20 protein-coding genes are annotated in these 24192 nt (G+C 74.5%); 7 read left to right on the forward strand and 13 right to left on the reverse strand.

The window, feature by feature from the left end; translation table 11 throughout:
• Positions 1–43 precede the first annotated feature (43 nt).
• The 9 genes from RVR_RS19100 to RVR_RS19135 form a co-directional block, all read right to left on the reverse strand.
• Positions 44–1033 carry an ABC transporter permease gene (locus tag RVR_RS19100; protein ID WP_202235006.1) on the reverse strand — a complete coding sequence of 330 codons (990 nt, stop codon included), beginning with the start codon at positions 1031–1033 and terminating at the stop codon, positions 44–46.
• The gene (locus tag RVR_RS19105; protein WP_430393151.1) at positions 1030–2055 is read right to left on the reverse strand and encodes an ABC transporter permease; all 1026 of its coding nucleotides are present in this window, start codon (positions 2053–2055) and stop codon (positions 1030–1032) included. The genes RVR_RS19100 and RVR_RS19105 overlap by 4 nt, the downstream gene beginning before the upstream one ends.
• 5 nt (positions 2056–2060) lie before the next feature.
• Entirely contained in the window at positions 2061–3782 is a 1722-nt protein-coding gene (locus tag RVR_RS19110; protein WP_202235007.1) for an ABC transporter substrate-binding protein, read from the reverse strand.
• 214 nt (positions 3783–3996) lie between these two features.
• Positions 3997–4095 (reverse strand): Ms4533A family Cys-rich leader peptide, encoded by a 99-nt coding sequence (locus RVR_RS38915; protein ID WP_346731461.1) that lies wholly within the window; start codon positions 4093–4095, stop codon positions 3997–3999.
• Between the two features lie 163 nt (positions 4096–4258).
• Complete coding sequence (locus tag RVR_RS19115) at positions 4259–4624, reverse strand: hypothetical protein (protein ID WP_202235008.1); 366 nt, start codon at positions 4622–4624, stop codon at positions 4259–4261.
• Positions 4625–4811: 187 nt separating this feature from the next.
• Complete coding sequence (locus RVR_RS38635; protein ID WP_272933094.1) at positions 4812–5693, reverse strand: cysteine/serine endopeptidase inhibitor; 882 nt, start codon at positions 5691–5693, stop codon at positions 4812–4814.
• A 266-nt stretch (positions 5694–5959) separates the two neighbouring features.
• Positions 5960–6865, reverse strand: a complete 906-nt coding sequence (locus tag RVR_RS19125) for a sigma-70 family RNA polymerase sigma factor (RefSeq protein WP_202235009.1) — start codon at positions 6863–6865, stop codon at positions 5960–5962.
• A 94-nt stretch (positions 6866–6959) separates the two neighbouring features.
• Positions 6960–9350 (reverse strand): ATP-binding protein, encoded by a 2391-nt coding sequence (locus RVR_RS19130; RefSeq protein ID WP_202235010.1) that lies wholly within the window; start codon positions 9348–9350, stop codon positions 6960–6962.
• 98 nt (positions 9351–9448) lie between these two features.
• The gene (locus RVR_RS19135) at positions 9449–10792 is read right to left on the reverse strand and encodes an NtaA/DmoA family FMN-dependent monooxygenase (RefSeq protein WP_202235011.1); all 1344 of its coding nucleotides are present in this window, start codon (positions 10790–10792) and stop codon (positions 9449–9451) included.
• A 794-nt stretch (positions 10793–11586) separates the two neighbouring features.
• Here RVR_RS19135 and RVR_RS19140 point away from each other — a divergent pair.
• The 4 genes from RVR_RS19140 (at position 11587) to RVR_RS19155 (ending at position 17434) form a co-directional block, all read left to right on the forward strand.
• Positions 11587–12756: an epoxide hydrolase family protein gene (locus RVR_RS19140; RefSeq protein ID WP_202235012.1), complete on the forward strand. Its 1170-nt coding sequence runs from the start codon at positions 11587–11589 to the stop codon at positions 12754–12756.
• Between the two features lie 103 nt (positions 12757–12859).
• Positions 12860–14395, forward strand: coding sequence for a hypothetical protein (locus tag RVR_RS19145; RefSeq protein WP_202235013.1), 1536 nt, complete (start codon positions 12860–12862; stop codon positions 14393–14395).
• A gap of 436 nt (positions 14396–14831) precedes the next feature.
• Entirely contained in the window at positions 14832–16031 is a 1200-nt protein-coding gene (locus RVR_RS19150) for an AAA family ATPase (RefSeq protein WP_202238780.1), read from the forward strand.
• A complete protein-coding gene (locus RVR_RS19155; protein WP_237404846.1) occupies positions 16028–17434 on the forward strand; it encodes a vWA domain-containing protein in 1407 nt (468 codons plus the stop codon). The genes RVR_RS19150 and RVR_RS19155 overlap by 4 nt, the downstream gene beginning before the upstream one ends.
• Positions 17435–17646: 212 nt before the next feature.
• Here the strand turns inward: RVR_RS19155 and RVR_RS19160 are convergent, their stop codons facing one another.
• Entirely contained in the window at positions 17647–18267 is a 621-nt protein-coding gene (locus tag RVR_RS19160; RefSeq protein WP_202235014.1) for a TOPRIM nucleotidyl transferase/hydrolase domain-containing protein, read from the reverse strand.
• 254 nt (positions 18268–18521) lie between these two features.
• On the opposite strand from RVR_RS19160, the gene RVR_RS19165 reads away from it, so the two are divergent.
• Complete coding sequence (locus RVR_RS19165) at positions 18522–19469, forward strand: hypothetical protein (RefSeq protein WP_202235015.1); 948 nt, start codon at positions 18522–18524, stop codon at positions 19467–19469.
• Between the two features lie 187 nt (positions 19470–19656).
• Here RVR_RS19165 and tgmC read toward each other — a convergent pair whose 3' ends face one another.
• From tgmC to tgmA, 3 genes are read right to left on the reverse strand one after another with little or no spacing between them, the layout of a single operon-like run.
• Positions 19657–20850 (reverse strand): ATP-grasp peptide maturase system methyltransferase, encoded by a 1194-nt coding sequence (gene tgmC / locus RVR_RS19170; protein ID WP_237404847.1) that lies wholly within the window; start codon positions 20848–20850, stop codon positions 19657–19659.
• Positions 20847–21833 carry an ATP-grasp ribosomal peptide maturase gene (gene tgmB / locus RVR_RS19175; RefSeq protein ID WP_202235017.1) on the reverse strand — a complete coding sequence of 329 codons (987 nt, stop codon included), beginning with the start codon at positions 21831–21833 and terminating at the stop codon, positions 20847–20849. Before tgmB ends, tgmC begins: the two co-directional genes overlap by 4 nt.
• A gap of 4 nt (positions 21834–21837) precedes the next feature.
• Positions 21838–22092 carry a putative ATP-grasp-modified RiPP gene (gene tgmA, locus RVR_RS19180; protein WP_237404848.1) on the reverse strand — a complete coding sequence of 85 codons (255 nt, stop codon included), beginning with the start codon at positions 22090–22092 and terminating at the stop codon, positions 21838–21840.
• A gap of 270 nt (positions 22093–22362) precedes the next feature.
• On the opposite strand from tgmA, the gene RVR_RS19185 reads away from it, so the two are divergent.
• The gene (locus RVR_RS19185; protein ID WP_202235018.1) at positions 22363–23136 is read left to right on the forward strand and encodes an aminotransferase class IV family protein; all 774 of its coding nucleotides are present in this window, start codon (positions 22363–22365) and stop codon (positions 23134–23136) included.
• Positions 23137–23258: 122 nt separating this feature from the next.
• A complete protein-coding gene (locus tag RVR_RS19190) occupies positions 23259–24131 on the forward strand; it encodes a formylglycine-generating enzyme family protein (RefSeq protein WP_202235019.1) in 873 nt (290 codons plus the stop codon).
• Positions 24132–24192: the final 61 nt, after the last annotated feature.

Below are 24192 nucleotides of genomic sequence, written 5' to 3' on the forward strand. Positions count from 1 at the left end.
GGCGCGGAAGCGGAGCCGGACGCGGACAGCGGAGTGTCGGCGGTCACGCCAGCACCACCCTTCGGTCGGTGAGGGCGTACAGCACGTCGGCGAGCGCGTTCGCGACCACCACCGCCAGGCCCATCACCAGGACGATCCCCACCACCACGGGCAGGTCCTTCAGTTGCACGGACTGCACCAGTTGCTGGCCGAGCCCGGGGACGCCGAAGAGCGTCTCGGTGAGCAGCGCGCCGCCGAACATGGTGCCGAGGTCCAGCGCGGACAGTGCGATCACCGAGGCCAGCGCCCCGCGCAGCGCGTGCCGGCGGACGATCGCGCCCTCGGGCACGCCGTAGGCGCGGAAGGTCCTGATGTGGTCCTCCGCCAGCGTCTCCAGCAGCGAACTGCGGGTCAGCCGGGCGTACTTGGCCGCCTCCACCAGCGCGAGCGCCAGCCACGGCAGCAGCAGGTTCCACGCCCACTGCTCGGGGTCGGAGGTGAACGGCACGTAGGTCGGGTACGGCAGCCAGCGCAGCCACGAGCAGCAGACCAGGAGCAGCAGGATGCCGGTGATGAACACCGGGGTGGCCGTGCCGATCAGGGTGAAGCCGGTCAGCAGCCGCTCGACCAGGGTGCCGCGGCGCAGCGCGGAGACCAGGCCGGTGCCCACCCCGATCACCAGCCACAGCACCATGGCGCCCAGCGCGAGCGACGCGGTCGCCGGCAGCTTCTCGGCGACGACGTGGGTGACCAGGTCCCCGGTGCGGTACGACTGTCCCAGGCAGGGCGCCGGGCAGTGCAGGGTGCCGGTTCCGGTGCTGTAGTCGTGGCCGGCGAACACCCCCTGGAGGAAGTGCCAGAACTGGACGTACACCGCGTCGTCGAGGCCCATCTGGGCGCGGACCTGGGCGACCTGCGCGGTGGAGCAGCGCGGCCCGCAGGCGAGCTGGGCGGCGTCGCCCGGCGCGAGGTAGAAGACGGCGTAGAGCACGGCGGCGAGCACCAGCAGCACGGCGGCGGCCTGGAGCAGGCGCCGCCCGGCGAAGCGGATCACGACGCGGCCCCCTTGCGGGTGCCGATCCGCAGCCGGCTGCGCGAGCGCGGGTCGAGCGCGACCCGGACGCCTTCGGCGAGCACCGTGAAGGCGAGCACCGTGACGAGCAGCAGCAGCGCGGGCAGCAGGACGTACGCGGAGTCGGCCTGGTACCAGGTGGAGGCGGTGGAGAGCATCTGGCCCCACGACGCGGTGGGCGGGTTGACCCCGATGCCGAGGAAGGACAGGCCCGCCTCGGAGACGATGTTGCTCGGCAACAGGATCGCCGCGTAGGCGAGCACCGGGGCGACCAGCGCCGGCAGCAGCTCGCGGCGGGCGGTGCGCCAGGCGCTGGAGCCGGCCAGCCGGGAGGCGGCGACATGGTCCAGGGACTTCTGGGTGAGCACCTGGACGCGGACGATCTTGGCGGTGCCGCCCCAGGCGAGCAGCCCGAGCACCAGCGCGAGCAGCAGCGGGCGCGGGAAGCCGCCGGGCACCACCGCGAGCAGCGCGATGGCGAAGACCAGCGCGGGCAGCGTGACGAAGATGTCGGCGACCCGGCTGAGCAGCCCGTCGACGGCGCGGTTGCCGAGTCCGGCGGCCAGCCCGAAGGCGGTGCCGACGACCACCTGGAGGATCGTGGCGCCGAACGCCACGGCCAGGGAGGTGCGCGCGCCGTAGGCGAGCCGGGCGAACAGGTCGCGGCCGGTGCCGGGCTCGACGCCCAGCCAGTGGGTGCCGCTGACGCCGCCGAAGTGGCCGAGCGGCACCGCGCCGGCCTTCGAGTCCAGCAGCGCGGCGTGGTAGGTGGTGGTGTCCTGGCCCTCGACGGCGGCCAGCAGCGGGGCGGCCACGGCCACCAGCACCAGCAGCACCACCACGGCGCCGCCGGCCAGCGCGGCGCGCTCGGCGCGCAGCCGGTGCCAGAACTGCCGCCCGCCGGGGGCCGGCCCGTCGGCGGGGGCCAGGTCGAGGGACGGGTCGCCGGCGGGCGGCGCGGCCGCGGCCGCACCGCCCCCGGCGAGCGGGTGTTCGCTGCTCACTCCGGTCACTTCACCGCGACCTGGGAGATGTCCAGCACGCCGGTCCAGTCGCTGATCACCACGTTGCGGATGTCCTTGCCGTACAGCCGCTTGTAGACGGGGTGCACCAGCGGCACGGTCAGCGCCTGCTCGCCGATCTTCTGGTCGAGGGCGCCCCAGCGCTTCGCGGCGGCGGCCAGGTCGGTGATCTTGTCGATGGAGTCGATCTCGCTGTTGACCGCGGGGTCGTTGAGCTGGGAGCTGTTGAAGTTGTAGCCGTCCTCGACGATCTGCCGGCCGTCGAAGATCGGGCCGAGGAACGGACCGCCGGACGGCCAGTCGGCACCCCAGCCGGCCAGGAACATGCCCGGCTCGGTCTTCACGCTGTAGACCTTGTCGTCGAAGGCGTTGTGCTCCAGGCCGTCGAGCTTGACGGTGATGCCGGCCTTCTTCAGTGCCTCCTGGACCGCGGTGGCGACCTCGGGGCCCTCCTCGCCGCCCTTGTTGGTGTCGTGGGTGAGGGTGACCGTCAGCCCGTTCGGGTAGCCGGCCTCCTTCAGCAGCTCGCGCGCCTTGGCCGGGTCGCCGCCGGCGCCCGCCGGGAACGGGTCGGACGACGTGCCGCCGTTGAAGGCGGCCTGGTCCGGCAGGAAGCTGGTGGCGGGCTCGGCGAGCGAGGAGCCGCCGTCGGCGTCGATGACGGTGGTCCGGTCGACGGCGTACGCGACGGCCTCGCGCACCTTGATGTTGTCGAACGGCTTCACCTTCGGGTTGAAGGCGATGTAGTCGGTGTAGCCGAAGTGGCCGGTGCCGACCCGGGAGGACAGCGCCTTGTCGCCGGTGATCTTGGCGAGTTCGGCCGGGCCGAGGTTGGTGTCGGTGGTCACCGCGTCGGCGTCCTTCCCGACGCCCGCGGACAGCCGCTGGTTGATCACGGCCTGGTCGAGCCCGGACTGCACGTCGATGGTGTCGGGGTAGGCGCGCCGCTGGTCGTCGGTGGCCTGCGACCAGTTCGGGTTGCGCCGCAGCACGATGTGCTCGCCGTTGTTCTGGTTGCTGACCACCTCGTACGGGCCGGAGGAGACCGGGTGCTCGGCGTACTTGGTGCCGGTGTCCTTGGCCTTGGGCACCGGTGCGAAGGAGGTCTGCGTGGCGAGCAGCGGGAAGTCGCCCTCGGACTTGCGCAGGTGGAAGACGATCGTCTTCGCGTCGGGCGTCTCGATCGACGACAGGCCCTTCGGGTCCTTGTACGGGCCCTGGTAGTCCTGCGCGCCGACCAGCCAGTCCCGCAGGTAGGGGGCGCCGCCGGACAGCTCCGCCGCGAAGGAGCGCTCGATGTCGTACTTGATGTCGGCGGTGGTGATGGCCGTGCCGTCCTGGTACTTCAGGCCGTCCTTGAGGTGGTACGTCCACACGGTGGCGTCCTTGCTCGGCTCGCCGGTGTCCGTGGCGAGGTCGGGCACGACCTTGTTGCCGGCCGCGCCGTCCGCCCGGGCGCGGGTGGTCAGGGTGCGGTAGACCAGGGAGGGGACGTTGCCGCCGCCGGAGGTGTACAGGCGGGCGGGGTCGAAGTTGTTCTGCGGCTGGTTGTTCAGCACGTAGAGGGTGCCGCCCCGGTGCGGGGTCGAGTCGGAGCCCTTCGCGGCCGAGTCGCCGCTCTTGGGGCCGCAGGCGACGGCCCCCGCGGCGAGGGCGAGACCGACGGCTATGGCGCCCAACTGCCTTGGCGACAGGGACAAGCGAGACATGGCAGGGCCTTTCCCCGGGGCGTGCGTGCCCGGGCGGAGGGAGGCGCGCGAGAAGGGGACGCGCGGACAAACGGGGGTGCGGGGGACGTGCGGGACGTGCGGGGCGGGCGGCCGGGACGGTCCGTGGAGCGTGCGGGGCCCGCCGTGCGGCCCCGGGCGCGGCGGCACCCCCGACCGGGGTCGGGGGCGGCTCGGTGCGGGGGCCGTTCCGGTGTCAGCGACAGTGCACGTCGGCGACGCAGTGCCCGGTCACGCCGATCAGCGCCAGCTCGATGCTGGCGCGGACCACGGGGCGGATGGGGCACAGGCGCATGACAGAAGGGTGCGCCGACCCACCACGAATTGTCAAAGTCGGACCATGGTGATCACAAAGCGACACTTATGAACGTTCGCCGCGCATGCCGCGGCGCCGGGCCGCGCGGCGCGGGGCCGGGGGCGCGCCGGGCCGGGTGCGCGCCGGTCCGCGCGCGCAGGTCCTAGGCGCGCGCCGCGCGGCGGATCTGCCACCACGCGAGGCCCGCCACCGCGGTGGCCGCGACGGCGACCGCGGCCCGCGGCCTGATCCGCCCGGCCGGCCCGTCCGTGCGCCGCGACAGCACCGCGCCGCTCGACTGCCAGCTCAGTGCCGAGCCGTTCGACTGTCCCGACAGCCAGGACCCGAACGACTGGAACGACCCGAGCGACAGCGCGGACATCGCCGACCCGAAGGAGCCGAACGACGCGAAGGACGCGACCGACCCGACGGACAGCGCCGACCCGGCCGAGCCGACGGACAGCACCGACTCGGTGGAGGCGATGGACAGCAGCGAGTTCTCCGACCCGATCGACCAGCGTGAGGACATGGCGCCATTGTCCCCGCCCGGCCGCCGCGCCGCCCGCCGATCCCCCGATTCGCAACGATCCCCGGTCCGCCGCTCCCCCGGTCCGCCGAACGCCCCGACGCACCGCGCTCCCCGGTCCGCGCCCGCGCCCGCGCCCGTGCCGGGCGGGGCGGGGCGCGGACCGGGGAGGGCCGGCCGAACGGGACCGTCAGCAGGGGCCGTTGTCGGTCCAGGCGGCCCAGGAGGCGGGGTCGTTCGGGGCGGCGCCGGTGGAGTAGGCGGTGGCGGTGTAGGCGTGGCCGGCGTAGGAGACGGTGGCGCCGGGCGCGTAGGAGGTGCCGGAGCTCCAGGCGGCCGGGCATCCGGTGCCCCCGCCCCCGCCCCCGCTGGTGCCGGTGGTGGTCGCGGTCACGGCCGCGGAGGACGCGGAGACGGCCCCGGAGGAGCCGGTGGCGGTCACGGTGTAGCTGTGGGTGCTGCCCGAGGCGAGCCCGGTGTCGGTGAAGGTGGTGCCGGTGGCGGTGCCGGCCGCTGCGCCGTCGCGGCGGACGGTGTAGGACGTCGCGCCGGTGACGCCGGTCCAGGACAGCGAGACCGAGCTGCCGGTGGTGCCGGTGACCCGCAGGCCGGTGGGCGCGGCCGGCGGCGGCGGGGTGGTGGTGCCGCCGGAGGAGACGAACTGCCAGGTGATGCCGGTGACGACGCCGGTCCCGGTCGGCGCGAACTCGGTGAACGCCGGCTCGCTCAGGTCGATGTGGGTGGCGTCGCAGGTCGGGCACTTGTCCGCCACCGGGACGGTGATGGTCTTGCCGCCGTAGCTGACCTGCACCGATATCCCGTCGCACAGCGGGTCGGCGTTGGGGTTGGCGGCGGTCCACCACTGGTAGGACACGGCGACCAGGTACTGCGAGGACGCGTCGATGGGGGTGCCGCAGGCGCCGTAGCCGGCGTCGTTGTAGTACGTCATCTCACCGGTCATGGACTGGCCGATCGGTACGTCGGCCGCTGCCGGCCCGGTGGCCAGCAGTACCAGTGCCGAGGCGCCTGCGAGGCCGCCGAGCCAGCGGCCGATGCGTCGCGCGATGCGCAAGGTCCTTCTCCTGTCCGTCTGTTCAGCTGTGGGGACTGAGCAAGCGTTCCGAGCAAGACGTGCTGTGGGGGGTGCGTCGCGGACCGCGCGGACCGGGTACGGACGGAGCGGCCGCGTCTGACGGTACGCGAACAATCCCTGCGTGGGTACGGTGCCCCGGAGGATCGCCGTCGTCCCGCCGCACGCGCACCGGCCCACCCGGCGTCCGCCGCCGCCCACCCGGCGTCCGCCGCCGCCCACCCGGCGGCTGCGGGGCCGGGGCGCCGTCAGGACCCGGCCGGACCGGGCTCCTCCCGCGGCTCCGGGCAGGGCGGCAGGTCCATCACGGCCAGGCGGGCCGGGTCGCCCACCGACAGGATCTCGACGATCCGGCCGTCGACCACGGTGCACGCCATCACGCTGTGCGGCCTGCCGTTCCTGCGCCACGCCATCACACCGGTCCCGCCGTCCACCCGCGCCGGGCGCGCGACCACCGCGGCGTGCGCCCCGAGCCGGGCCCGGTCCGCCACCGCGCCGGCGCCGTGCCTGACCACCAGGCCGCGCGAGGTGTACGACCGCCACGTCACGTCGGGGTGGAGCACGCGCAGCAGGCCCTCGAAGTCGCCGCCCCGCGCCGCCGCGAGGAACGCCTCGACCACCGCGCGCCGCCCCGGCTCGCCGCTCGGGCGCGGCGTGTCCCGCACCTTCCGGCGGGCCCGGCTGGCCAGCATCTTGGCCGCGTCCGCGGACCGGTCGAGGATCTCCCCGATCTCGTCGAACGGCACCGCGAACATGTCGTGCAGCACGAACGCCAGCCGCTCGGCGGGACCCAGGGCGTCGAGCACCACCAGCAGCGCCACCCCGACCGACTCGGCGAGCACGGCGGCGTCCTCGGGCGCGTCCGCACCGTCCAACTCCACCACCTCGGGCAGCCGTTCGTCGTAGCCGTCCTCGGGCCGGGCCCGGCGCGAGCGCAGCTCGTCCAGGCAGATCCGGCCGACCACGGTGGTCAGCCAGGCGGCGAGGTTGCCGATCGCGGCCGTGTCCTGGCGGGCCAGCCGCAGCCACGCCTCCTGGACGGCGTCCTCGGCGTCCGCCCGCGACCCCAGCATCCGCCGGGCCACCGCCACCAGGCGCCCCCGCTGCTCCTCGAACGCGTCCGCCAGCACCTCGTCCACATCAGGCCCGGTCATCTCGCCGCCTTCCTCGCGCCGGTTCCGTCACCGCGACGACGTGCCGGGGCGTTCGAAGGTAACGGGCCGCGCCGACCGCCGGCGCGGCCCGGTGTCATCCGTGGCCGGCGCCGTCGGGTTCCAGGGCCGCGGCCAGCGCGGTCGGGCCGTGGGCGGCGGCGCCCCGCGCGTAGGCGGCGGCGTACCCCTCGTCGCCCAGCGCCGCGCGCGCGGACCGCTCGCAGCGGTCGCGCACCGGCTGCAACTCCGGTGCCCCGCGCTGCGGGTGGCCGACACTGCGCCAGTAGGCCCCGCCGGTGCCGTAGACCGACGCGGCCTGCTCGAAGCGGCCGGCGGCGGCGAGCGCGGCGGCCAGCAGGTCCAGGCCGAGCGCTATCCCGAAGGCGTCGCCCAGCAGGTGCTTGCTCTCCAGCATGGTGCGCGCGTACGCGACCGCGTCCTGCGGCGCGGCGGAGAACAGCGCCACCACGGACAACTGGTAGTCCAGGTAGGAGCGTGTCCACACCTCGCCGACCTCCACGCAGTACCGGCGCAACTCCAGGGCCCGCGACCGGCCTTCCTCGAAGTCGCCGAGCGCGGTGAGCGACAGCACCTCCACCAGGTGGCAGCGCAGCCGGTCCGGGGTGTCGAACGCGGAGCCGGCCGCGGGGGCGCCGCGGCGGCCCGCGCCGGGCACCGACGCGAGCGCGTCCCGCACCGCGTCCAGGGCCGTGCGGGACTGCCCGGTGAGCATGCCCAGCAGGCCCGTCAGGCAGGCGGCGGCCATCCGCTCCGCGCTGTCGCCGCGCGCCGCGGCCGCAGTCCGCACCTGGGCGTCGACGGCGGTGGCGCGGTCGTACTCGCCCTGGAGGGTGAGCGCCGCCCCGAGCCCGATCAGCGCGCGGGTCCGGGCCGGGCCGGGCGCGGTGTGCTGCTCCAGGGCGCGTTCCAGGTAGGCCCTCGCCTCCTTCAGGTGACCGCAGCAGCTCCAGAAGTAGACCAGCAGGCCGGCGAGTTCGGCCGCCTGCGCGCTGTCGTGGTCGAGCCAGTGGTCGAGCGCGGCGCGCAGGTCCGGGTGGGCGTCCTCGATCCGCCGGTAGCCGAGCAGTTGGTCGCGCCCCGACCACGCGGCGTCGGCCCACCGGGCCAGCCCGGTGAAGTACTCCGCGTGCCGTCGCTGGGTCGCGGCGACCTCGCCGAGCTCGTCCAGCCACGTGTGGCCGTACTCCCGGATGGTGTCGAGCATGCGGTAGCGGTCGCCGGCGCCGCTGCGGGCCGCGGGGGCCGGCAGGGCGCCCGGGCCGGGCCGGAGCACGGGGGCGCCCGCGCCCTCGGGCACCGGCACCGGCACGGGGGCGGGCGGGGCGCCGGACCCGGCGCCGCCGTCGATCCTGCGCAGCACCGACTGCGCCACCAGCCGATCCAGGGTCGGCGCCACGGCCGCCGCCTCCAGCGGCCCCCCCGCGGCCACGGCCTGGGCGGCGGCCAGGTCGAACGCGCCGCGGAACACGCTCAACCGCGCCCACAGCAGCCGCTCAAGCGGCGCGCACAGCTCGTGGCTCCAGCCGATCGTGGTGCGCAGCGTCCGGTGCCGCCGAGGCCAGACGAAGTCCGAGGCGGCGAGCGTGTCGAAGCGCGAGCCGAGCCGGTCGGCCACCTCGGCGACGGCACCGGGACCGACCGAGCCGACCCGCGCGGCGGCCAGCTCTATCGCCAGCGGGATGCCCTCCAGGCGGCGGCATATCGCCGCCGCCGCCTCGGCCGCGCCCGCCTCGGCGAGCGGGGCGCGGCCCACCCGGTCCACGACCCGGTCGGTGAACAGCGCGAGCGCGTCGGGCCCGTCGGCCGGCAGCGGCAGCACCTCCACGAGTTCCTCCACCGTGGAGCCCAGCGGACTGCGGCTGGTCGCCAGCACGACCAGTCCGGGTGCGGCGGTCAGCAACTCCCCGACGAGGTAGGCGCAGGCGTCCACCAGGTGCTCGCAGGAGTCCAGCACCAGCAGCATCCGCCGGTCGGCCAGCCACTCGCTCAGCGCGTCCAGCGGCATCCGCAGCGAGTGGTCCGCGAGGTCCACCGCGTCGCTGACGGTCGACAGCAGCAGCTCGGGCCCGGTCAGCGTGCTGAGGTCGGCCCACCACGCCCCGTCCGGGAAGCGCTCGGCGACGGCGGCCGCGTCCGTGCCCGGGTCACCGCCGGTCCGCCCGGCGCCGGCGCCGCTGCCCGTCTGCTCCGCGCCGTGGCCGGCGCCCGTTCGCCCCGCGCCCGAGCCACCGCCGGTCCGCCCGGCGCCGGGGCCGCTGCCCGTCCGCCCGCCCGCCGTCCGCCGGTCCGCCGTGCCCCCCGCGAGCACGTCGGCGGCCGCCCGTTGCGCCAGCCGGGTCTTCCCGATACCGCCCGGGCCGGTCAGCGTCACCAGCCGGCAGCGGGCCAACGCCCCCCGTAACCGGCCGAGTTCCTCCCCCCGGCCCACGAAACTCGATGTCTCCTGAGGAACGTTGCCCGTCATGACGACAGCGTGCCACCAACCGCACACGGAGGGAAACTCGCCTGCCCCTTCCGCCCCACGGGCGCACCGGCCCGGACGCGTCCGGACGCGTCCGCCGCTCACCGGGTCGGCGCCGGTGTCCGGCCGGCGGCCGGAGCGTCGAAGTCGCCGTCCCGGGGCGGCAGTTCGAGTCCCAGGTTCTCCCGCAGGGTGGGCCCGGCGTAGTCGTCGGCCACGATTCCGCGCCGGCGCAGCTCGTGCAGCAGGCCGTTGACGACGAAGTCGTGCTGGCGCGGGTCCGCCAGACCGCCCAGCGAGATCACGTCGAGCACCCCGGCGCGGAAGCGCTCCTCCACCGCGTCCGCCAGTTGCTCCGGCGTGCCGGCGGCGGCCCAGTGCCCGGTGTCCTGCGCGGCGATGACGAGTTCGCGCAGCGTGTACCCCTGCCGGACGTAGCCGGCGAAGATGTCCACCCGGCCGCGCCGGCGGCCCACCGTGCCGATGTCGGGCAGCAGGCTCTCGGGGAGCTTCGCGTCCAGCGGCAGGTCCGACAGGTCCACGCCGCCGCCGAGCATGTCGGCCACCTGGGCGCGGCCGCGCTCGAAGTCGATCGACTCGCGCCGCTCGCGCACCAGCCGGCGCGCCTCCGCCTCCGTGGCGCCGTACGTGGCGTGGAACGAGCTGAAGATCAGCGGGAGTCCGCCGGGCCTGCCGAACCGCTCGGCCTCGCCGCGGATCTTCCGGGTGAAGTCCAGGGCGATGTCGAGGGTCGGCAGCGAGGTGAAGACGACCTCCGCGTAGCGCGCGCCGAGCGCCCGGCCCGCCTCGGACTGCCCGGCCTGGAACTGCACCGGGCGGCGCTGCGGCAGCGGCGGGATGTTCAGCGGGCCGGCCACGGTGAAGTACCGGCCCGCGTGGTCGATCGGGCGCACCAGGTCCGGCCGCAGCGCCGCCCCGCCGTCCGCGCCCGCGGTCAGCGCGCCCGGCCGCCAGCTGTCCCACAGCGCGTTGACCACCTCCAGCGACTCCGCGGCGCGCGCGTAGCGCTCCTCGGGACCGGGCAGGCCGTCGGGCCCGAAGTTCTCCTCGCCGACCGAGGAGGTGACCAGGTTCCAGGCGGCCCGCCCGTTGCTGACGTGGTCGAGGGTGCCGAAGAGCCGGGCCAGGTTGTACGGGTGGTGGAAGGTGGTCGAGACGGTCGCGATCAGGCCGATCCGCGACGTCACCTGGCTGAGCGCCGACACGAAGACCAGCGGCTCCTGCGAGCCGATCGCGCCCTGTGCGCCGAAGCTGAGCAGGTCGGCGGTGAACAGCGCGTCGATCCGGGCGGCTTCGGCGAGCCACGCCACGCGCGTCGCGGTGTCGAGGGTGGAGCGGGTCGGATCGACCGCGAGTTCGTAGGTCTCCGACGTGCCGCCGGCTCCGGTCACGGTCTTCAGCGTCCTGGGTCGCTTCGCGCTCACGGTTCGTCCAATCTCACCGGTGGCGGTGATGTCTCGGGGGACGGCAACGGGGGCCCGCGCGGCCGGGGTCGGCCGTGGGGCGGGTGGATCGCGGCGTGTACGCGCCGCGGGCGGACCATGGCGCGTACACGCCGAGGGTGCGCCGGGTGCACCGGGTACACCGGGTGCTTTGGGGGCGCGGACGCGCCGCGGGTGGGTCGCGGCGCGCCAACGCGACGCGCGGGGGAACGGGGAGGGGAAGGGGGCGCGCCGTCCGGCCGCTCAGCGGAAGGCGGGCGGGCCGGAGCGGAGCCGCGGGAGGTGCGGTGCGGGGGAGGGGGAGCCGGCGGCCGTCGTCAGCGACAGAGCGCGGCGTGCGTACGGCACAGGTCCACGTGACGGCGCTTCGTCCAGCCCGGCAGCGGGACCGCGGTCCCGGCCGGTCCGACGCGCGATGCCCTCACGCTGACTCCCAACGGTCCGGCGGGCACTCGCCCCCGCGGACTCTCGACCCTGCGGCCCGGGGCGCTCGCGCCCGGCCGCCTGACGGTGCGGAACGAACGTACGCGGCAGGTGGGCGGACCTGTCAAGGGCGCCCCCGCCCGCGACCCGGGAGGGAGGAGCCGGAGCGGGTACGGGCGGGCGCGTACGGGCGGGGCGGGGGCCGGACGCGGGCGGGGCCGGGCCCGGACACGGACTTGAGCGGACGGGGCCGGACCCGGACACGGGCGGGGCGGGAGCCGGACCCGGACCCGGACGGGAGCGGGTGCGGCCGGGTCCGCGGATCGGGAAGGGCCGGTCGGTAGGGTGCGGCCATGCCCGATGCCTCCCGCCAGCCCGAGCCGTTCACCCTGTCGACCGACCCCGCGGCGCTGGAGGACCTGCGCGCGCGGCTGCGCGCCACCCGCTGGCCGGACGCCCCGGCCGACGCCGGCTGGTCGCTCGGCACCGACCTGGACTACCTGCGCGAACTCGTCGCGTACTGGGCCGACGGCTTCGACTGGCCCGCGCAGGAGGCCGCGCTCGCGCGCTTCCCGCACTTCCGCGCCACCCTCGGCGGACTCGGCATCCACTTCGTGCACGCGCGGGCCGCCGCGCCGGCCGGCACCGCCCTGCCGCTGGTGCTCAGCCACGGCTGGCCGGACTCGTTCTGGCGCTACGCCAAGGTCCTCCCGCTGCTCACCGACCCCGGCGCGCACGGCGCCGACCCGGCCGACGCGTTCGACGTGGTGGTGCCCGACATGCCCGGGTACGGCTACTCCGACCACCCCGCCGGGGCGCCGCTGGACTCCGTCGCCGTCGCCGGCCTGTGGGCCGAGCTGATGGACGTCCTCGGCTACCGCGCGTTCGGCGCCGCGGGCGGCGACATCGGCAGCCACGTCAGCCGCTACCTCGCGCTCGACCACCCCGACCGGGTCGTCGCCGTCCACCGCACCGACGCGGGCGTGCCGGTGCTGCCCGAGGACCCCGGGCAGCTCACCGACGAGGAGCGCGCGTGGTTCGACGGCGTCGCCGGCTGGGGCGCCGCCGAGGGGGCCTACGCCGCCATGCACCGGACGAAGCCGCAGACCGCGGCGTTCGGCCTCACCGACTCCCCCGCGGGGCTGGCCGCGTGGATCGTCGAGAAGCTCCGCGCCTGGAGCGACTGCGACGGAGACGTCGAGCGCGTGTACACCAAGGACGAGATCCTCACCAACGTCACGCTCTACTGGCTCACCGGCACCATCGGCTCCTCGATGCGCATGTACGCCGCCAACGGCGCGCTCCCGCGCGCCCAGTTGACCCGCCGGGTCGAGGTCCCCTCCGGCTTCTCGCTCTTCCCCGGCGACATCGCCCGTCCCCCGCGCGCCTGGCTCGACCGCACCGCGAACGTCGCCTACGTCAACGAGCCCGCCCGCGGCGGCCACTTCGCCGCCTTCGAGGAACCCGAGCTCTACGCCGAGGAGTTGCGGACCTTCTTCCGCCCCTTCCGGTCCCGGGGGTGAGGCCCGCGGGGCGCTGACAGACCGGCGGGCGTGTGCCTATGATGCGCGGGATGAACTCCTCCTCGTACGGATTGGGGGACTCGATCGTGCACGGTGACTGCTGATGGCAGCCCACCTCACGACCGGGATTCCGCCCCGCCTGCTGATGTGGCAGCGCGTACGCGCGTACGCCGTGCCACCGTCCATGATCGGGACCGCGACCGCACGCCGTGCGGTCGGTGACTGGGCCGGCGCCTGCGCCGCCGCCCGCGTCGACGTCGATCTCGACCTGCGCGCCGTGCGCGACCGCCACGGCACCGATGTCCTCACCCGGCTCCGGGCCGACCTGCGCCGACTGGCGCCGGACCTGCTGCGCTGGCACATGCCCCGGGCCGCCCCCGACGGCCGGCTCCGGCCGGGACTGACGATCCTCCTGGCCCGCTACGCGACGTCCGGCCTCCCGCTGGAGCTGGTGGTGCGGACGCCGCCGGTGTGGGCGTCCGCCGGCCAGCGGATGGCGCTGGCCGTCCGGGAGGGGCCGGCGCGCTTCGGCGCCGGAACCCCGCCGGGCCCGCCGCCGCACCGGAACCCGTACCGGAACCCGTACCGGAATCCGTACCGGAGACCGGGGCCTCACCCGCACCCGCATCCCGACCGGCGCTTCCGGCTCGACCTGCACCGGCACCTGTGGGACGCCGCGCGCAGCCCCGAACTGGCGCTCCGCTGCGGCGCGGCGGCCGTGCCACCCGGCGCCGATTCGCCCTGGGCCGACTCGACTTGGGCGGTGTCGCGTTGGGCCGAGGAGGCCGAGCTGCTGTGCGAGGCCGAGGGCCGCCCGCGCGGGGCGTTCACGGTACGGCTCGGCGGCGGCCGCGCGGCCGTGCTCGAACTCTTCGCGCCCGACGACTCCCACGCACCGGCGTTCCGGCCGGTGGCGGGGGAACCGTCACCGCGGGACGTCGCGGCGCTGCCGGTGCTGCCGGAGGCGGCGGCCCGGGTGCTGCCCGATCTGGAGCTGCTGCGGGCGGGGTTGGCGGTTCCCGGCGAGCTGCACCCGCTCGTGGCCGGGAGGCTGGCGCCGTACGCGGCCGACCCGGGCTCGTATGCCGGCGGCCGCGGCGGCCCGGTACCGGTGGCCGGTGCGGCATCCTCGCCGGGCGACCCGCACCGGGTGGAGTGCCGTGGCGAGGTGCACCGGATCGCGCTGCGCGACGGGGTGTTGACGGCGGTGGACCACGACCCGGCCGAACTGCGCAGGGAGGAGCTGCTGGTGGCGCTCGGCGGCCCGGCCCTGCCGTGCCTGCGCGCGATCGACCGGGCGCACCGCACCCCGGAGGCGCTGCCCGCGGTCCGCGAACGGCTCCGCCACGGCGACGTGGCCGCAGCGCTGGCGGTGGTCGAGGGGCTGCTCGGTCCGCGCGCGGTGCTGCGGGACGGGCCGCTCCGCGAGGAGTGGGAAGAAGCCGCGGTCGGCCGGATCGGCCAGGGGCTCTTCCGCTCGGGCCTGGTCGACCGGCATCCGGCCGCCGCCGGTCGGGAGGCGCCGGGGACGGCGCGGGCGACACCCGCGTACAGGCCGCGGCCGGGCCGCGGCATCCCCCGGGACATGACCCGCAAGCAGGGCTCGCGGGGCCGGCCCCGTACCGGCCAGTTCCGCTGACGGGCTGCCGCCCCCGCCGGTCCCCTTCGGTCCAAAGCTCCGCCGCACAGCCGTCGTGACGGCCGCCGGACGGCCGCACGGTCGACCTGCCCTGCCGCACGGCTGTACCCCCGGCGCGCCGTCCGCCGTGTCCCGGACACGGCGGCACCACGCCGTGCCGAACTCCGCCGCGCACACCGCGTGTTCGGCACCCCACGTCCATGACCGCCAGGACGGGTCGACCCGTCCCCGCACACCCCAGGTGATGCCCATGACCTCCAGTACCCTCGTGCCTTCCGCCGTACCCGTGCCGGCGCCCACACCCGACCCCGTACCCGTCGCCGACCCCGTACCCGTGGCCGACCCCGACCCCGTACCCGGGGCCGCCGGGGCCGCCGCGCGCACGGGGGCCGCGGGGAGCCGCGCGACGGATGCCCGACTCGCCCTGGCCGACCGGATGTTGGACATCCTGCGGACGACCTCCACGGAACCGCGTCCCGACGAGCAGCTCGAAGCGCTCATGCTGGCCGTCGCCGCCGACCTGCCGGTGCTGCTGTGGGGCGAGCCCGGCATCGGCAAGACCGCCGCTCTGACGCAGCTCGCGGCGTGCCTCGACCTGCCGCTGACCACGGTGATCGCGAGCGTCCACGAACCGTCCGACTTCTCCGGTCTGCCCATCGTCGGGGAGGACCCCGAGGCGCGCGGGGTGCCGATGGCGCCGCCGCGCTGGGCCGTCGAACTGGTGCGGGCCGGCCGGGGCCTGCTCTTCCTCGACGAGTTGTCCACCGCCACTCCCGCCGTCCAGGCGGCGCTGCTCCGGGTCGTGCTGGAACGGCGGGTCGGCGCACTCCGACTGCCCCCGGCCGTGCGGATCGTGGCCGCCGCCAACCCCCGCGCGTCCGCGGCCGACGGGTGGGAGCTGAGCCCGCCGCTGGCCAACCGCTTCGTGCACCTGTACTGGGTGCACGACCCCGACGTGGTGGTGCGCGGGCTCGGCGGTGTCTGGCCCCGGGCCGAGCTGCCCCGGCTCGCGCCCGAACGGCTGCCGGAGGCGGCGGAGTTCGCCCGGCGCGCGGTCTGCGGTTTCCTGCTGGCCCGGCCGACGCTGATCCACCGCCTGCCGAGCACCGAGACGCGGCGCGGCGGTGCCTGGCCCTCGCCGCGCAGTTGGGAGGCGGCCCTCACGCTGCTGGCCTTCGGCACCGCGGCCGGGGTCTCCCGCGACGTGCTCGCCCTGCTGGTGCGCGGGGCGGTCGGCGACGGGCCCGGCCTCGAACTCCTCGCCCACCTGGACCGGATGGAACTGCCCGACCCCGAGGAGCTCCTGGCAGACCCGGTGGCCGCCGGACTTCCGGAGCGGGGCGACCTGCGCCAGGCCGCCCTGGAGTCGGTGGTCGCCGCCGTCGGCGCCCGCCCGCGGCGGGAGCGGTGGGAGGCGGCCTGGGCGGTGCTGGCCAGGGCCCTGGAGACCGGCGCCCCGGACCTGCTGGTCGCCCCGGCCACGGCGCTGGCGGCGCTGCGCCGCGACGACTGGGAGGTTCCGGAGGGGGTGGAGCGGCTGGCCGGGGTGATCGGCCTCGCCCGCCGGGCGGACCGCTCGGTGCGGCGGGCGGAGTCGGCGCAGGGCGGCCACGGGTCCGCGGGGGTGCGGCGATGACGGACCCCGCGAAGCGCCCGGGGCCACGCCCGGTCCCGTACCCGCAGCCGTACCCGAAGCCGGGTCCTGGCCCGAAGCCGGGACCCGGGCCGAAGCCGGTATCCGGGCCGAAGCCGGCACCGGGTCCGCACCCTTCCCCCGCCTCGGTCCCCGCCCCGGCCCCGTCCCCGCGGGCGGCGTCCGGCCCCGCGCTTCCGCTGGATCGGGAGAAACTGCTGGCGGCGCGGCTGCACGCGGTGCGGGTGCGCCCGTACCTGGCCGACGCGCTCTTCGCGCTGCACGTCGTCGAGGACCGGTCGGTGCCCACGATGGCGGTGGACGCGTACTGGCGCGTCTACGTCTCGCCCGCCTTCGTGGCGCTGCTGCCGGTGGAGGAACTGGCGGGCGTGTGGGTCCACGAGGTCTCCCACCTGCTGCGCGACCACCACGGGAGGGGCGAGCGCCACGCGCGGGAGCACGAGGCGTACGGCCCGGGGGAGCGGCTGCGGCAGAACATCGCCGCCGACTTCGAGATCAACGACGACATCTACGGCGACGGTCTGCCCCGGCCCGCCGGCGCGGCGATGCCCGGCATGCTGGGGCTGAGCGGCGGCCTGCTGATGGAGGAGTACCTGCGGACCTCGTCGCTGTCGGGAGCCGCCGACCTGGCCTGGCTCGACTGCGGCGGCGGGGCCGACGGGCACGCGCGGCCCTGGGAGAGGGGGCCCGACGGTGCCCACGGGCTGAGCCGGCAGCAGCGGGACGCGGTCCGCTTCCGGGTCGCCGAGGCGATCAGGGGCCGGCCGGGCACCGCCCCGCAGGGGTGGCGGCGGTGGGCGGAGCAGGCGTTCCACCCGCCCCAACCCTGGCGGCAGTTGCTGGGAGCGGCGGTCCGCTCGGCGGTGAGCACCCCGGGGACCGGCGGCGACCACACCTACCGCCGCCCGTCCCGGCGTTCGGCGGGGGTGCCCGGGGTGGTGCTGCCGAGCCTGCGCCGTACGCCGCCCCGGGTCCACGTCGTGATCGACACCTCGGGCTCGGTGAGCGACGCCGAACTGGGCAGCGCGCTGCTGGAGGTGGCGGCGATCTCGCGGGCGGTCGGCGGGCGGCGCGACCTGGTCTCGGTGATCTCCTGCGACGCCGCCGCGGGGATCGCGGTCCCCGTCTGCCGCGCCGAGGGCATCGAACTGGTCGGCGGCGGCGGGACCGACCTGCGCTCCGGCTTCGCCCGGGCGCTGCGGTCCCACCACCGTCCGGACGTGATCGTCGCGTTCACCGACGGGCAGACCCCGTGGCCGTCCGCGCCCCCGCCCTGCCGCACCGTGGTCGGCCTCTTCCGCCGACCCGCCCCCGCCGACGACGAGGAGGACCCCTTCCACGTGCCCGCGCCGCCCGCGTGGGCGCGGGTCGTCACGATCGGGTGAGGGGCGCTCCGCGGGGTGGGGACCACCGAGTGGGCACGTGCCGTCGCCGGGTCGGCCGCGGCCGGTAGTCGGGCGCCGTCGTCAGGTCGGCCGGTGGCCGGTGGCCGGTGGCCGGTGGCCGGTGGCCGGTGGCCGGCGGCGGCCGTCGGTCGGGCGCCGCGCCGGGGTGCGCTCGACCCCGGCCGCCTCCCCCGAGGGCGCCGCGCCGACGGTCAGATGTCGGCGAGCAGGTCATCGAGGGGCGCGGGGGCGTGGTCCGGGGGCAGCGCCTCGACGAGGACGCGGCCGTAGCGGATCTTCCGGCCCTTCTTCGTGCCGAAGAACCGCCGGTACCGCTGCGGGTCGGTCCGGTCGCGCTGGGCGGGCTGCCGGAGGAAGGTCGTCAGGGCGCGCAGGTCGCCTTCCGCGCGCACCAGTTCGGCCACCCTCGGCACACCCAGCGCGCGGATCAGCTCGTCCTCCAGGTCCGCCGCACAGACGAAGAAGCGCTGCCGCTCGGCTCCGGCCCGGGCGAAACCGCGCTCGTAGAAGCCGCGTTCCGCCTCGTCGCACAGCCCGGTCAGGCGCAGGTCCAGGCCGGGCGGCCCGAGCAGCCGGGCGAAGCGCGCGACGCTCATCGCCCCGCCCATCGGCAGCACGCAGACGCCCTCGCCGGCCAGGTCCCGGCCGCGCCGTCCGGCCAGCGCGTCGACCGCCTCCACGTCGCTCGGCCCCTCCACGAGCACCACGCAGCCGACCCGCGCCCGCGCGGCCGCCTCCGCCGCCGCGTCACCGCTCCCGCGCCCGGCCGCCCACGCGAGCGCCGCCTCCCGGAACCGCGCCATGTCCGCCACCCCCCGAGTCTCCGCCGCCCCGCCCCGACCCGGTACCGAATTTCCGCCGCGCCCCCCGGGCCGACCTCCGAGACGCACCCGCGCGCCGACCGCTGCTCTTCGCTGCCTTTGCCTGACACATGATCATGTGTTGTCACAAGACGGTCGATTGGGTCGGGTTCTGCATGGTACGTTCTGTCACCAGAGAACTTTAAAGAGTGACCCCGGCAGCGCTGGAACGCTCCGGGGTCCGGCACAAGGAGAAACACCTCCTCATGCGGATCCATCGTAGCCGCCATGCGCGCGGTTTCACGGTCCTGCCGAACACGTTGCTCCAAGACCGGCGGCTTTCCTACACCGCCCGCGGGCTGCTGGCCGATCTTCTGTCCCGGTCGGACGGCTGGTCGGAGGACGGCCGGAGGATGGCCGACAGCAGCCCGCAGGGCCGCCTGGCCGTCGCCAAGGCCCTACGCGAGCTGGCCGCCGCAGGGTACTACCGCGTGGACAAGGTCCGGCGCGCGGACGGCACCGTCGTCAGCGAGACCCACGTCTACGACGCCCCCCAGGTGGGACCGGGTGCCGTACGTCCGGGGTCCGGCCGACCGGCCGTCGACGACACTGACGCCCACCCCGTAAAGGACCGAGGGAAACAACCCTCCCTCCCCGCGCAGCGGTCGGACGCCGGGGAGGTGGGGCGGGCGGGACTCCCCGCCCCCGACACACCCGCCCCCGACACACCCGCCCCCGACATCCCGGCGGACGGCTCCGCCGCTCAGGCGGCGGCCACGCTCTTCCGGGTGCTGCGGCCCGAGCCGCGCCTCCGGCTCGGCACGGCCGAAGCTCTTGCCCTCGCACCCCTGGTCAGCGCCTGGCTGGAGCGCGGCTACGGCCAACACGACCTCGCCGACGCACTCCTGCCAGGGCTCCCCACCCGCCTCCACTCGGCTGCCGCCCTCGTACGCGACCGGCTGACCCGGAAACTCCCCCCGGTGCTCCCGCGCCAAACCGACACCCCGGCGAACCCGCACCCGCGCCCGTACGAATGCGGCGCATGCGCCCGGCCGACCCCGCACGAAGGGATCTGCCGGATCTGCGCGGGCCTGGACCAGCGCCGCGGCGACGACACAGCAGCCCGCGCGGGCATCGCCGCACGCGGCCGGGCCAAGGTCCGCGCCGCCCTCGGCGCAGACGCCCCCCGACACTTCCTCCCCACCATTCTCTGATGGGACCTACCGGGTGGTGAGCGGGACCCGGTAGGTGGCCGCCGGTTCGATGCATCTCCGGAGCCGCTGGGTCCCAGTGTCGGATATGGCCGGTGCTTCTTCGGCCGGGAGGCCAGGACCGAGAGGGGATGGCGTGGCTCCCGCTCCCGAGTGCTCTTCCACCGGCCCCGAGGAGGTCCTCGGCTCTTCAGTGGACCCGGTGCTCCCACCGCAGGTCCGGTACACCTTCGATCCAGTAGTGGTGCGCCTCCTGCGTGACGCGGATCCGCACGGTGTCGATGTCGGGGCGGTTGGCAGCCTGCCAGGCGAGGAGGAATGCCTCGACCCTGTCCCAGAGGAGGACTGGGCCGCCCTGCCGGACGATCCAGCCGTCGCCGTCGCCGTCGCCGTCGCCGTCGCCGACGCCGACGGCGGCGAACTCGGCGAAGGACTCGTGCCCGGGGTCAAGGAGGTAGAGGAGCCGGGTGCCGTCGGTGCGCGTGGCGCGGACGAGTTGGGTTCCGGGGGCGGCGAGTTGGGCGACGAAGGCGGGTGTCCAGTCGTCGAGGAGCGCGGGGGACACCTTCGTCCTGCGTTCGCTGTCGGGGTAGGCGGTGCGGGCGGACAGGTCTCCGGCCAAGGGCTCGGGGGCTTGGGACCGGGCGTGCATGAAGGAGGAGCGGGAGACGATGCGGCCTTCGGCCTGGCCGTGGTGGCCGACGGTGAGCTTGGCCAGACCGGTTCCGAAGGGCCAGGAGCCCAGGGTGGCGAGGATGGTGCCGCCGGGCGCGGTCTGGCGGACCCACGCATGTGGAATACGCCGGATGGCACAGGTGGCGATGACGCGGTCGTAGGGGGCGTTGCGGGGGTGTCCGAGGAGGCCGTCGCCGGTGACGGTCCAGGCGGAGTACCCGAGTGCCTCCAGCGCGAGGTCCGCGCGCTGTGCCACCTGTGGGTCGACCTCGACCGTGGTGATGTGGTCCGCGCCGAGGCAATGACACATCAGGGCGGAGGAGTAGCCGGTTCCGGTGCCGATCTCCAGGACCCGGTGTCCTGGTCGCGGGTCGAGGGCTTCGATCATGCGGATCACGGTGGCGGGCGTGGTGGAGGAGGAGGTGGGCACGCCCGCCACGGGTTCGGTGGTCTGGTCGGCGGTGAGATGGCCGTCGAGTTGGGTGGTGAGGCTGTCGTGGCGGTACGCGATCTCCAGCCACTCGGCAGGAGCGGTGGCAGCCGCCGAGACCGGCCTCCACATGGTGCCCTCGTCGAGGAACACGCCGGGCTGGAGGAACAGTTCGCGCGGCACGGCCTCAACGGCCGTCCGCAGCACGGGAGACACGAGTGCCTTGTCGGCCACGAGTCGTTCGGCGAGGCGTTGCCGTCGGCGTGCGGAGTCGGTCACTTGCGTTCTCCTCGGGCATCGATGAGCAGGTCGGCGAAGGCGGCGGACATCGGCAGGCCGGTCTCGGTCTCCAGCCATCCCCACTGGCCGTTCGGGTTCAGCTCCAGCCACCAGTACGTGCCGGCCCGGTCCACGGCGAGGTCGAAGCTCCCGGATACCAGACCTTGGAGTTCGAGGTAGGCGTGCAGGGCCGCGGTCACCTGCTCGGGAAGGTGCTCGACGGTGTAGGTGAGGGCGTCGTAGTCCCTGCGCCAATCCAGGAGATCGGAGCTGATGCGCACGGCGAAGGTGCGCCGGCCGACGACGAGGGCGCGGATGTCGGCGACCTTGTCCACGCGGACCTGGAACAGGTGTGGGGTGACGCGGACGCTTTCGTCGACCTCGTCGGCGGTGACGGGCTCGGCCCACCCGGTGACCGGTAGGCCGTCGCGCACGTACGGGGTCCAGCGCAGGGTTTTGAACAGCACGTCACCACGGGTGTTGGTGATGAAATCGCGTGCCTCGTCGGGGTCGTTGGTGATGAGCGTGGGAGGGACGGCGAGTCCGAGCCGCTGCGCGAGGGCGAGTTGGGTGGGCTTGTAGTCGGCGGCGGCGATCTTCTGGGGGTGGTTCACCCACAGCGGGCGGTCCATCGCGTAGAGGACGCCGCCGAGTCCGAAACGGACCTGCGCAGCCGCGAAGCGTGCGTCGTCCGGCTCCAGGTGGGAGAAGTCGGGCCACGTCGGGCGGCGCCAGTACACCGCTCGGACGCGGGTCAGGTCGGCGGTCCTCGACGGGGTGCGCACCCATCCGGCCATGGCGGCCGGGCGTGTGGCGAACCTCGCTGAGACCGCCAGACCGGTACCGGTGTCCGCGATATCGGCGATGTCCGCGGGGTCGAACCTGACCACGGGCACGTTGCGCCGGTTGAGTTCGATGATCACCATGTCGGCGGTCAGGTCGTCCGCCTCGGTGACCACCAGTACTGGACGGTCCTCGTTCACGTCGTCAGTCCTGCTGCGCGTCCTGGTCGTGGCCCTGGTCGTTCTTCGAGTCCGAGTTCGTGGTGGTCGAGGTCTCGGTGCCCTTGCTCGTGCCGTGCGCACCCATCTCGACCACCTGCCCGGCCCGGTCGCGGAACACGCCGAGTTGCGTGCCCGCGTCGACGGAGACCGTGGCGTGCGGTCGGTGAAGGCTGGCCGGATACGGCGCGAGGCGGCGGGCGCCCCAGGGCGCGGTGAGCTGTTCGGCGATGGTCTTCACGAGGTTTCTCCTTCGAGCGGTGGACGGTTGAGCGGACAGATGCGCTTCCGGCGTGGCGGGCGTCGCACCGTGTGTGACGGAACCGCGGACAGGGAATCGTCGGCCGCGCTCGGAGGACGCATGCCCTCAGCGGTGAGTGACCAGGATGGTGCGTACGGTGATGTGTCCGGAATGTGGAAACCCTGAAGAGGCCCTGAAGTTTCACCGCAGTTCGACGCCTCCGGCTGCTTCCTGGGCGCGGCGGCGAAGGGCGAGTGCCATCCTTGCGGCATGCCCGAACTCAACGGACGTCCCGTCACGGTGGACGAACTCCAGACCCTCGCGCTCGCCAACTACGGCTCGTTCACCAGCATGCGCGTGGACGACGGCCGGGTGCGCGGGCTTTCGCTTCACTTGGAAAGGCTCGTCCGCGACAGCAAGATCCTCTTCGGAAGCGAATTGGACATCGGCCACGTACGCGAATTGATCCGGCGCGTCACTCCGGTGGATGGATCGACGACGATTCGTGTCACCGTCTTCGACCCGTCAACTGACCTCGGGCATCCCGATCTTGCCAGCGAACCGCAGATCCTCGTCACACAACGCCCAGCCGGCGCTCTACCGTTGCCGCCTCTCGCCGTTCGGTCGACGCTCTACACCCGCGACGTACCGGAGGTGAAGAGCGTCGGCCTCTTCGCGACCCTCCACCACCGAAGGGCCGCTCGGCTCAAGGGGTACGACGACGCGCTCTTCGTCGACGACGAGGGAGTCATCAGCGAGGGCGGGACCTGGAACATCGGCTTCTTCGACGGCTCGCAGGTGATCTGGCCGAACGCGGGCGCCCTGCCAGGGGTGACCATGCGGCTTCTGCAGCGCCTTCACGAGCACCGCACCAGGCGCGTCACGTTGCCGGACGTCGGGACGATGCGGGCCGCATTCGCCACCAACGCGGCGATCGGTGTCCGTGCCATCACCCGCATCGACGACACCGGGTTCCCCGCGGACCACCCTGTTCTCGGCATCCTCCGCAAGGAATACATGAACCTGCCCGGTGAGCCCGTCTGAATCGGAGGAACTGTGCAGGGCTTGTCGCTAGGGTGGGCCAGAAGGACGACCGGAGGGGATATGTGGCCACGGTAGAACGCTGGACCGGTCGGGAAGCAAAATCCTTACGCACGGCCAAGCGCATGAGTCTCGAAGCTTTCGCCGCCCATCTGGGCATCAGTGAACGCACCCTTTCCACTTGGGAGAGTCGCGGAGAGAACATCGCCATCCGCGCCGTCAACCAGGCAGCCTTGGACACCTCGCTACGCGTTTCGGGTCCCGATGTCCACGAGCGTTTCGTCCATCTGACCGATGCGTTCGAGACCGTGCTCCCGCATCAAGCCGCCCACGCGCCCCGCGACGCACCGGTACAGCGGCATGAGCGGCACCCTGGTGACGGCAAGCAGATGGCCTTCGTGGATGCCGGCATGTACCTCGGTGGCACCGACAACGGGCCTGTCTGGCTCCCCGCCTTCTCCATCGATGTCTTCCCGGTCACGAACTCCGATTACGCCGGCTTCGTTGCGGCCACCGGCCACCAGCCCCCACAGCACTGGCCGAAGGGCAAATGCCCCGACACCCTCTTCGACCACCCCGTCACCTATGTCACTTGGCGCGACGCTGCCTCGTACGCCTCCTGGACCGGCAAGGAACTCCCCACCGCGCGGCAGTGGGAGAAGGCCGCCCGAGGCACTCACGGCGCCACCTATCCTTGGGGAAACCAGCCGACTCCGGCCAAGTGCAACTCCCGCGAGAGCAACGTCGGTTCCACGACTCCCGTCAGCCGCTTCCACAGCGGTGTCAGTCCCTATGGCGTCTACGACCTGTGCGGTAACACATGGGAGTGGACCAGGACCCGTACAGGCCCCGGTCGCTACGAGCTGAAGGCCGGCGCCTTCACCAGCCCCTTCTCCCGCACCACACCCTCCGCTTTCAACGACGCGGCCACCACGATGCTCGACGACGACACGGGTTTCCGCTGCTGTACGAGCGGGGCGAGCCTCACAAGGCCGTGAAAGCAGCCTCCATGACGACCCTGGACAGGTTCTTCGGCCGTGTGGCAGGCCGGCACTCGGC

It is taken from the genome of Streptomyces sp. SN-593 (assembly GCF_016756395.1).
Lineage (GTDB): Bacteria > Actinomycetota > Actinomycetes > Streptomycetales > Streptomycetaceae > Actinacidiphila > Actinacidiphila reveromycinica.

What these genes read in the sequence shown, in the direction of transcription:
- RVR_RS19110 (WP_202235007.1), bottom strand. Translation starts at nt 3,782, where the DNA reads ATGTCTCGCTTGTCCCTGTCGCCAAGGCAGTTGGGCGCCATAGCCGTC.
- RVR_RS38915 (WP_346731461.1), bottom strand. Translation starts at nt 4,095, where the DNA reads ATGCGCCTGTGCCCCATCCGCCCCGTGGTCCGCGCCAGCATCGAGCTG.
- RVR_RS19115 (WP_202235008.1), bottom strand. Translation starts at nt 4,624, where the DNA reads ATGTCCTCACGCTGGTCGATCGGGTCGGAGAACTCGCTGCTGTCCATC.
- RVR_RS19125 (WP_202235009.1), bottom strand. Translation starts at nt 6,865, where the DNA reads ATGACCGGGCCTGATGTGGACGAGGTGCTGGCGGACGCGTTCGAGGAG.
- RVR_RS19130 (WP_202235010.1), bottom strand. Translation starts at nt 9,350, where the DNA reads ATGACGGGCAACGTTCCTCAGGAGACATCGAGTTTCGTGGGCCGGGGG.
- RVR_RS19140 (WP_202235012.1), top strand. Translation starts at nt 11,587, where the DNA reads ATGCCCGATGCCTCCCGCCAGCCCGAGCCGTTCACCCTGTCGACCGAC.
- RVR_RS19145 (WP_202235013.1), top strand. Translation starts at nt 12,860, where the DNA reads ATGGCAGCCCACCTCACGACCGGGATTCCGCCCCGCCTGCTGATGTGG.
- RVR_RS19150 (WP_202238780.1), top strand. Translation starts at nt 14,832, where the DNA reads ATGTTGGACATCCTGCGGACGACCTCCACGGAACCGCGTCCCGACGAG.
- RVR_RS19155 (WP_237404846.1), top strand. Translation starts at nt 16,028, where the DNA reads ATGACGGACCCCGCGAAGCGCCCGGGGCCACGCCCGGTCCCGTACCCG.
- RVR_RS19165 (WP_202235015.1), top strand. Translation starts at nt 18,522, where the DNA reads ATGCGGATCCATCGTAGCCGCCATGCGCGCGGTTTCACGGTCCTGCCG.
- RVR_RS19185 (WP_202235018.1), top strand. Translation starts at nt 22,363, where the DNA reads ATGCCCGAACTCAACGGACGTCCCGTCACGGTGGACGAACTCCAGACC.
- RVR_RS19190 (WP_202235019.1), top strand. Translation starts at nt 23,259, where the DNA reads ATGAGTCTCGAAGCTTTCGCCGCCCATCTGGGCATCAGTGAACGCACC.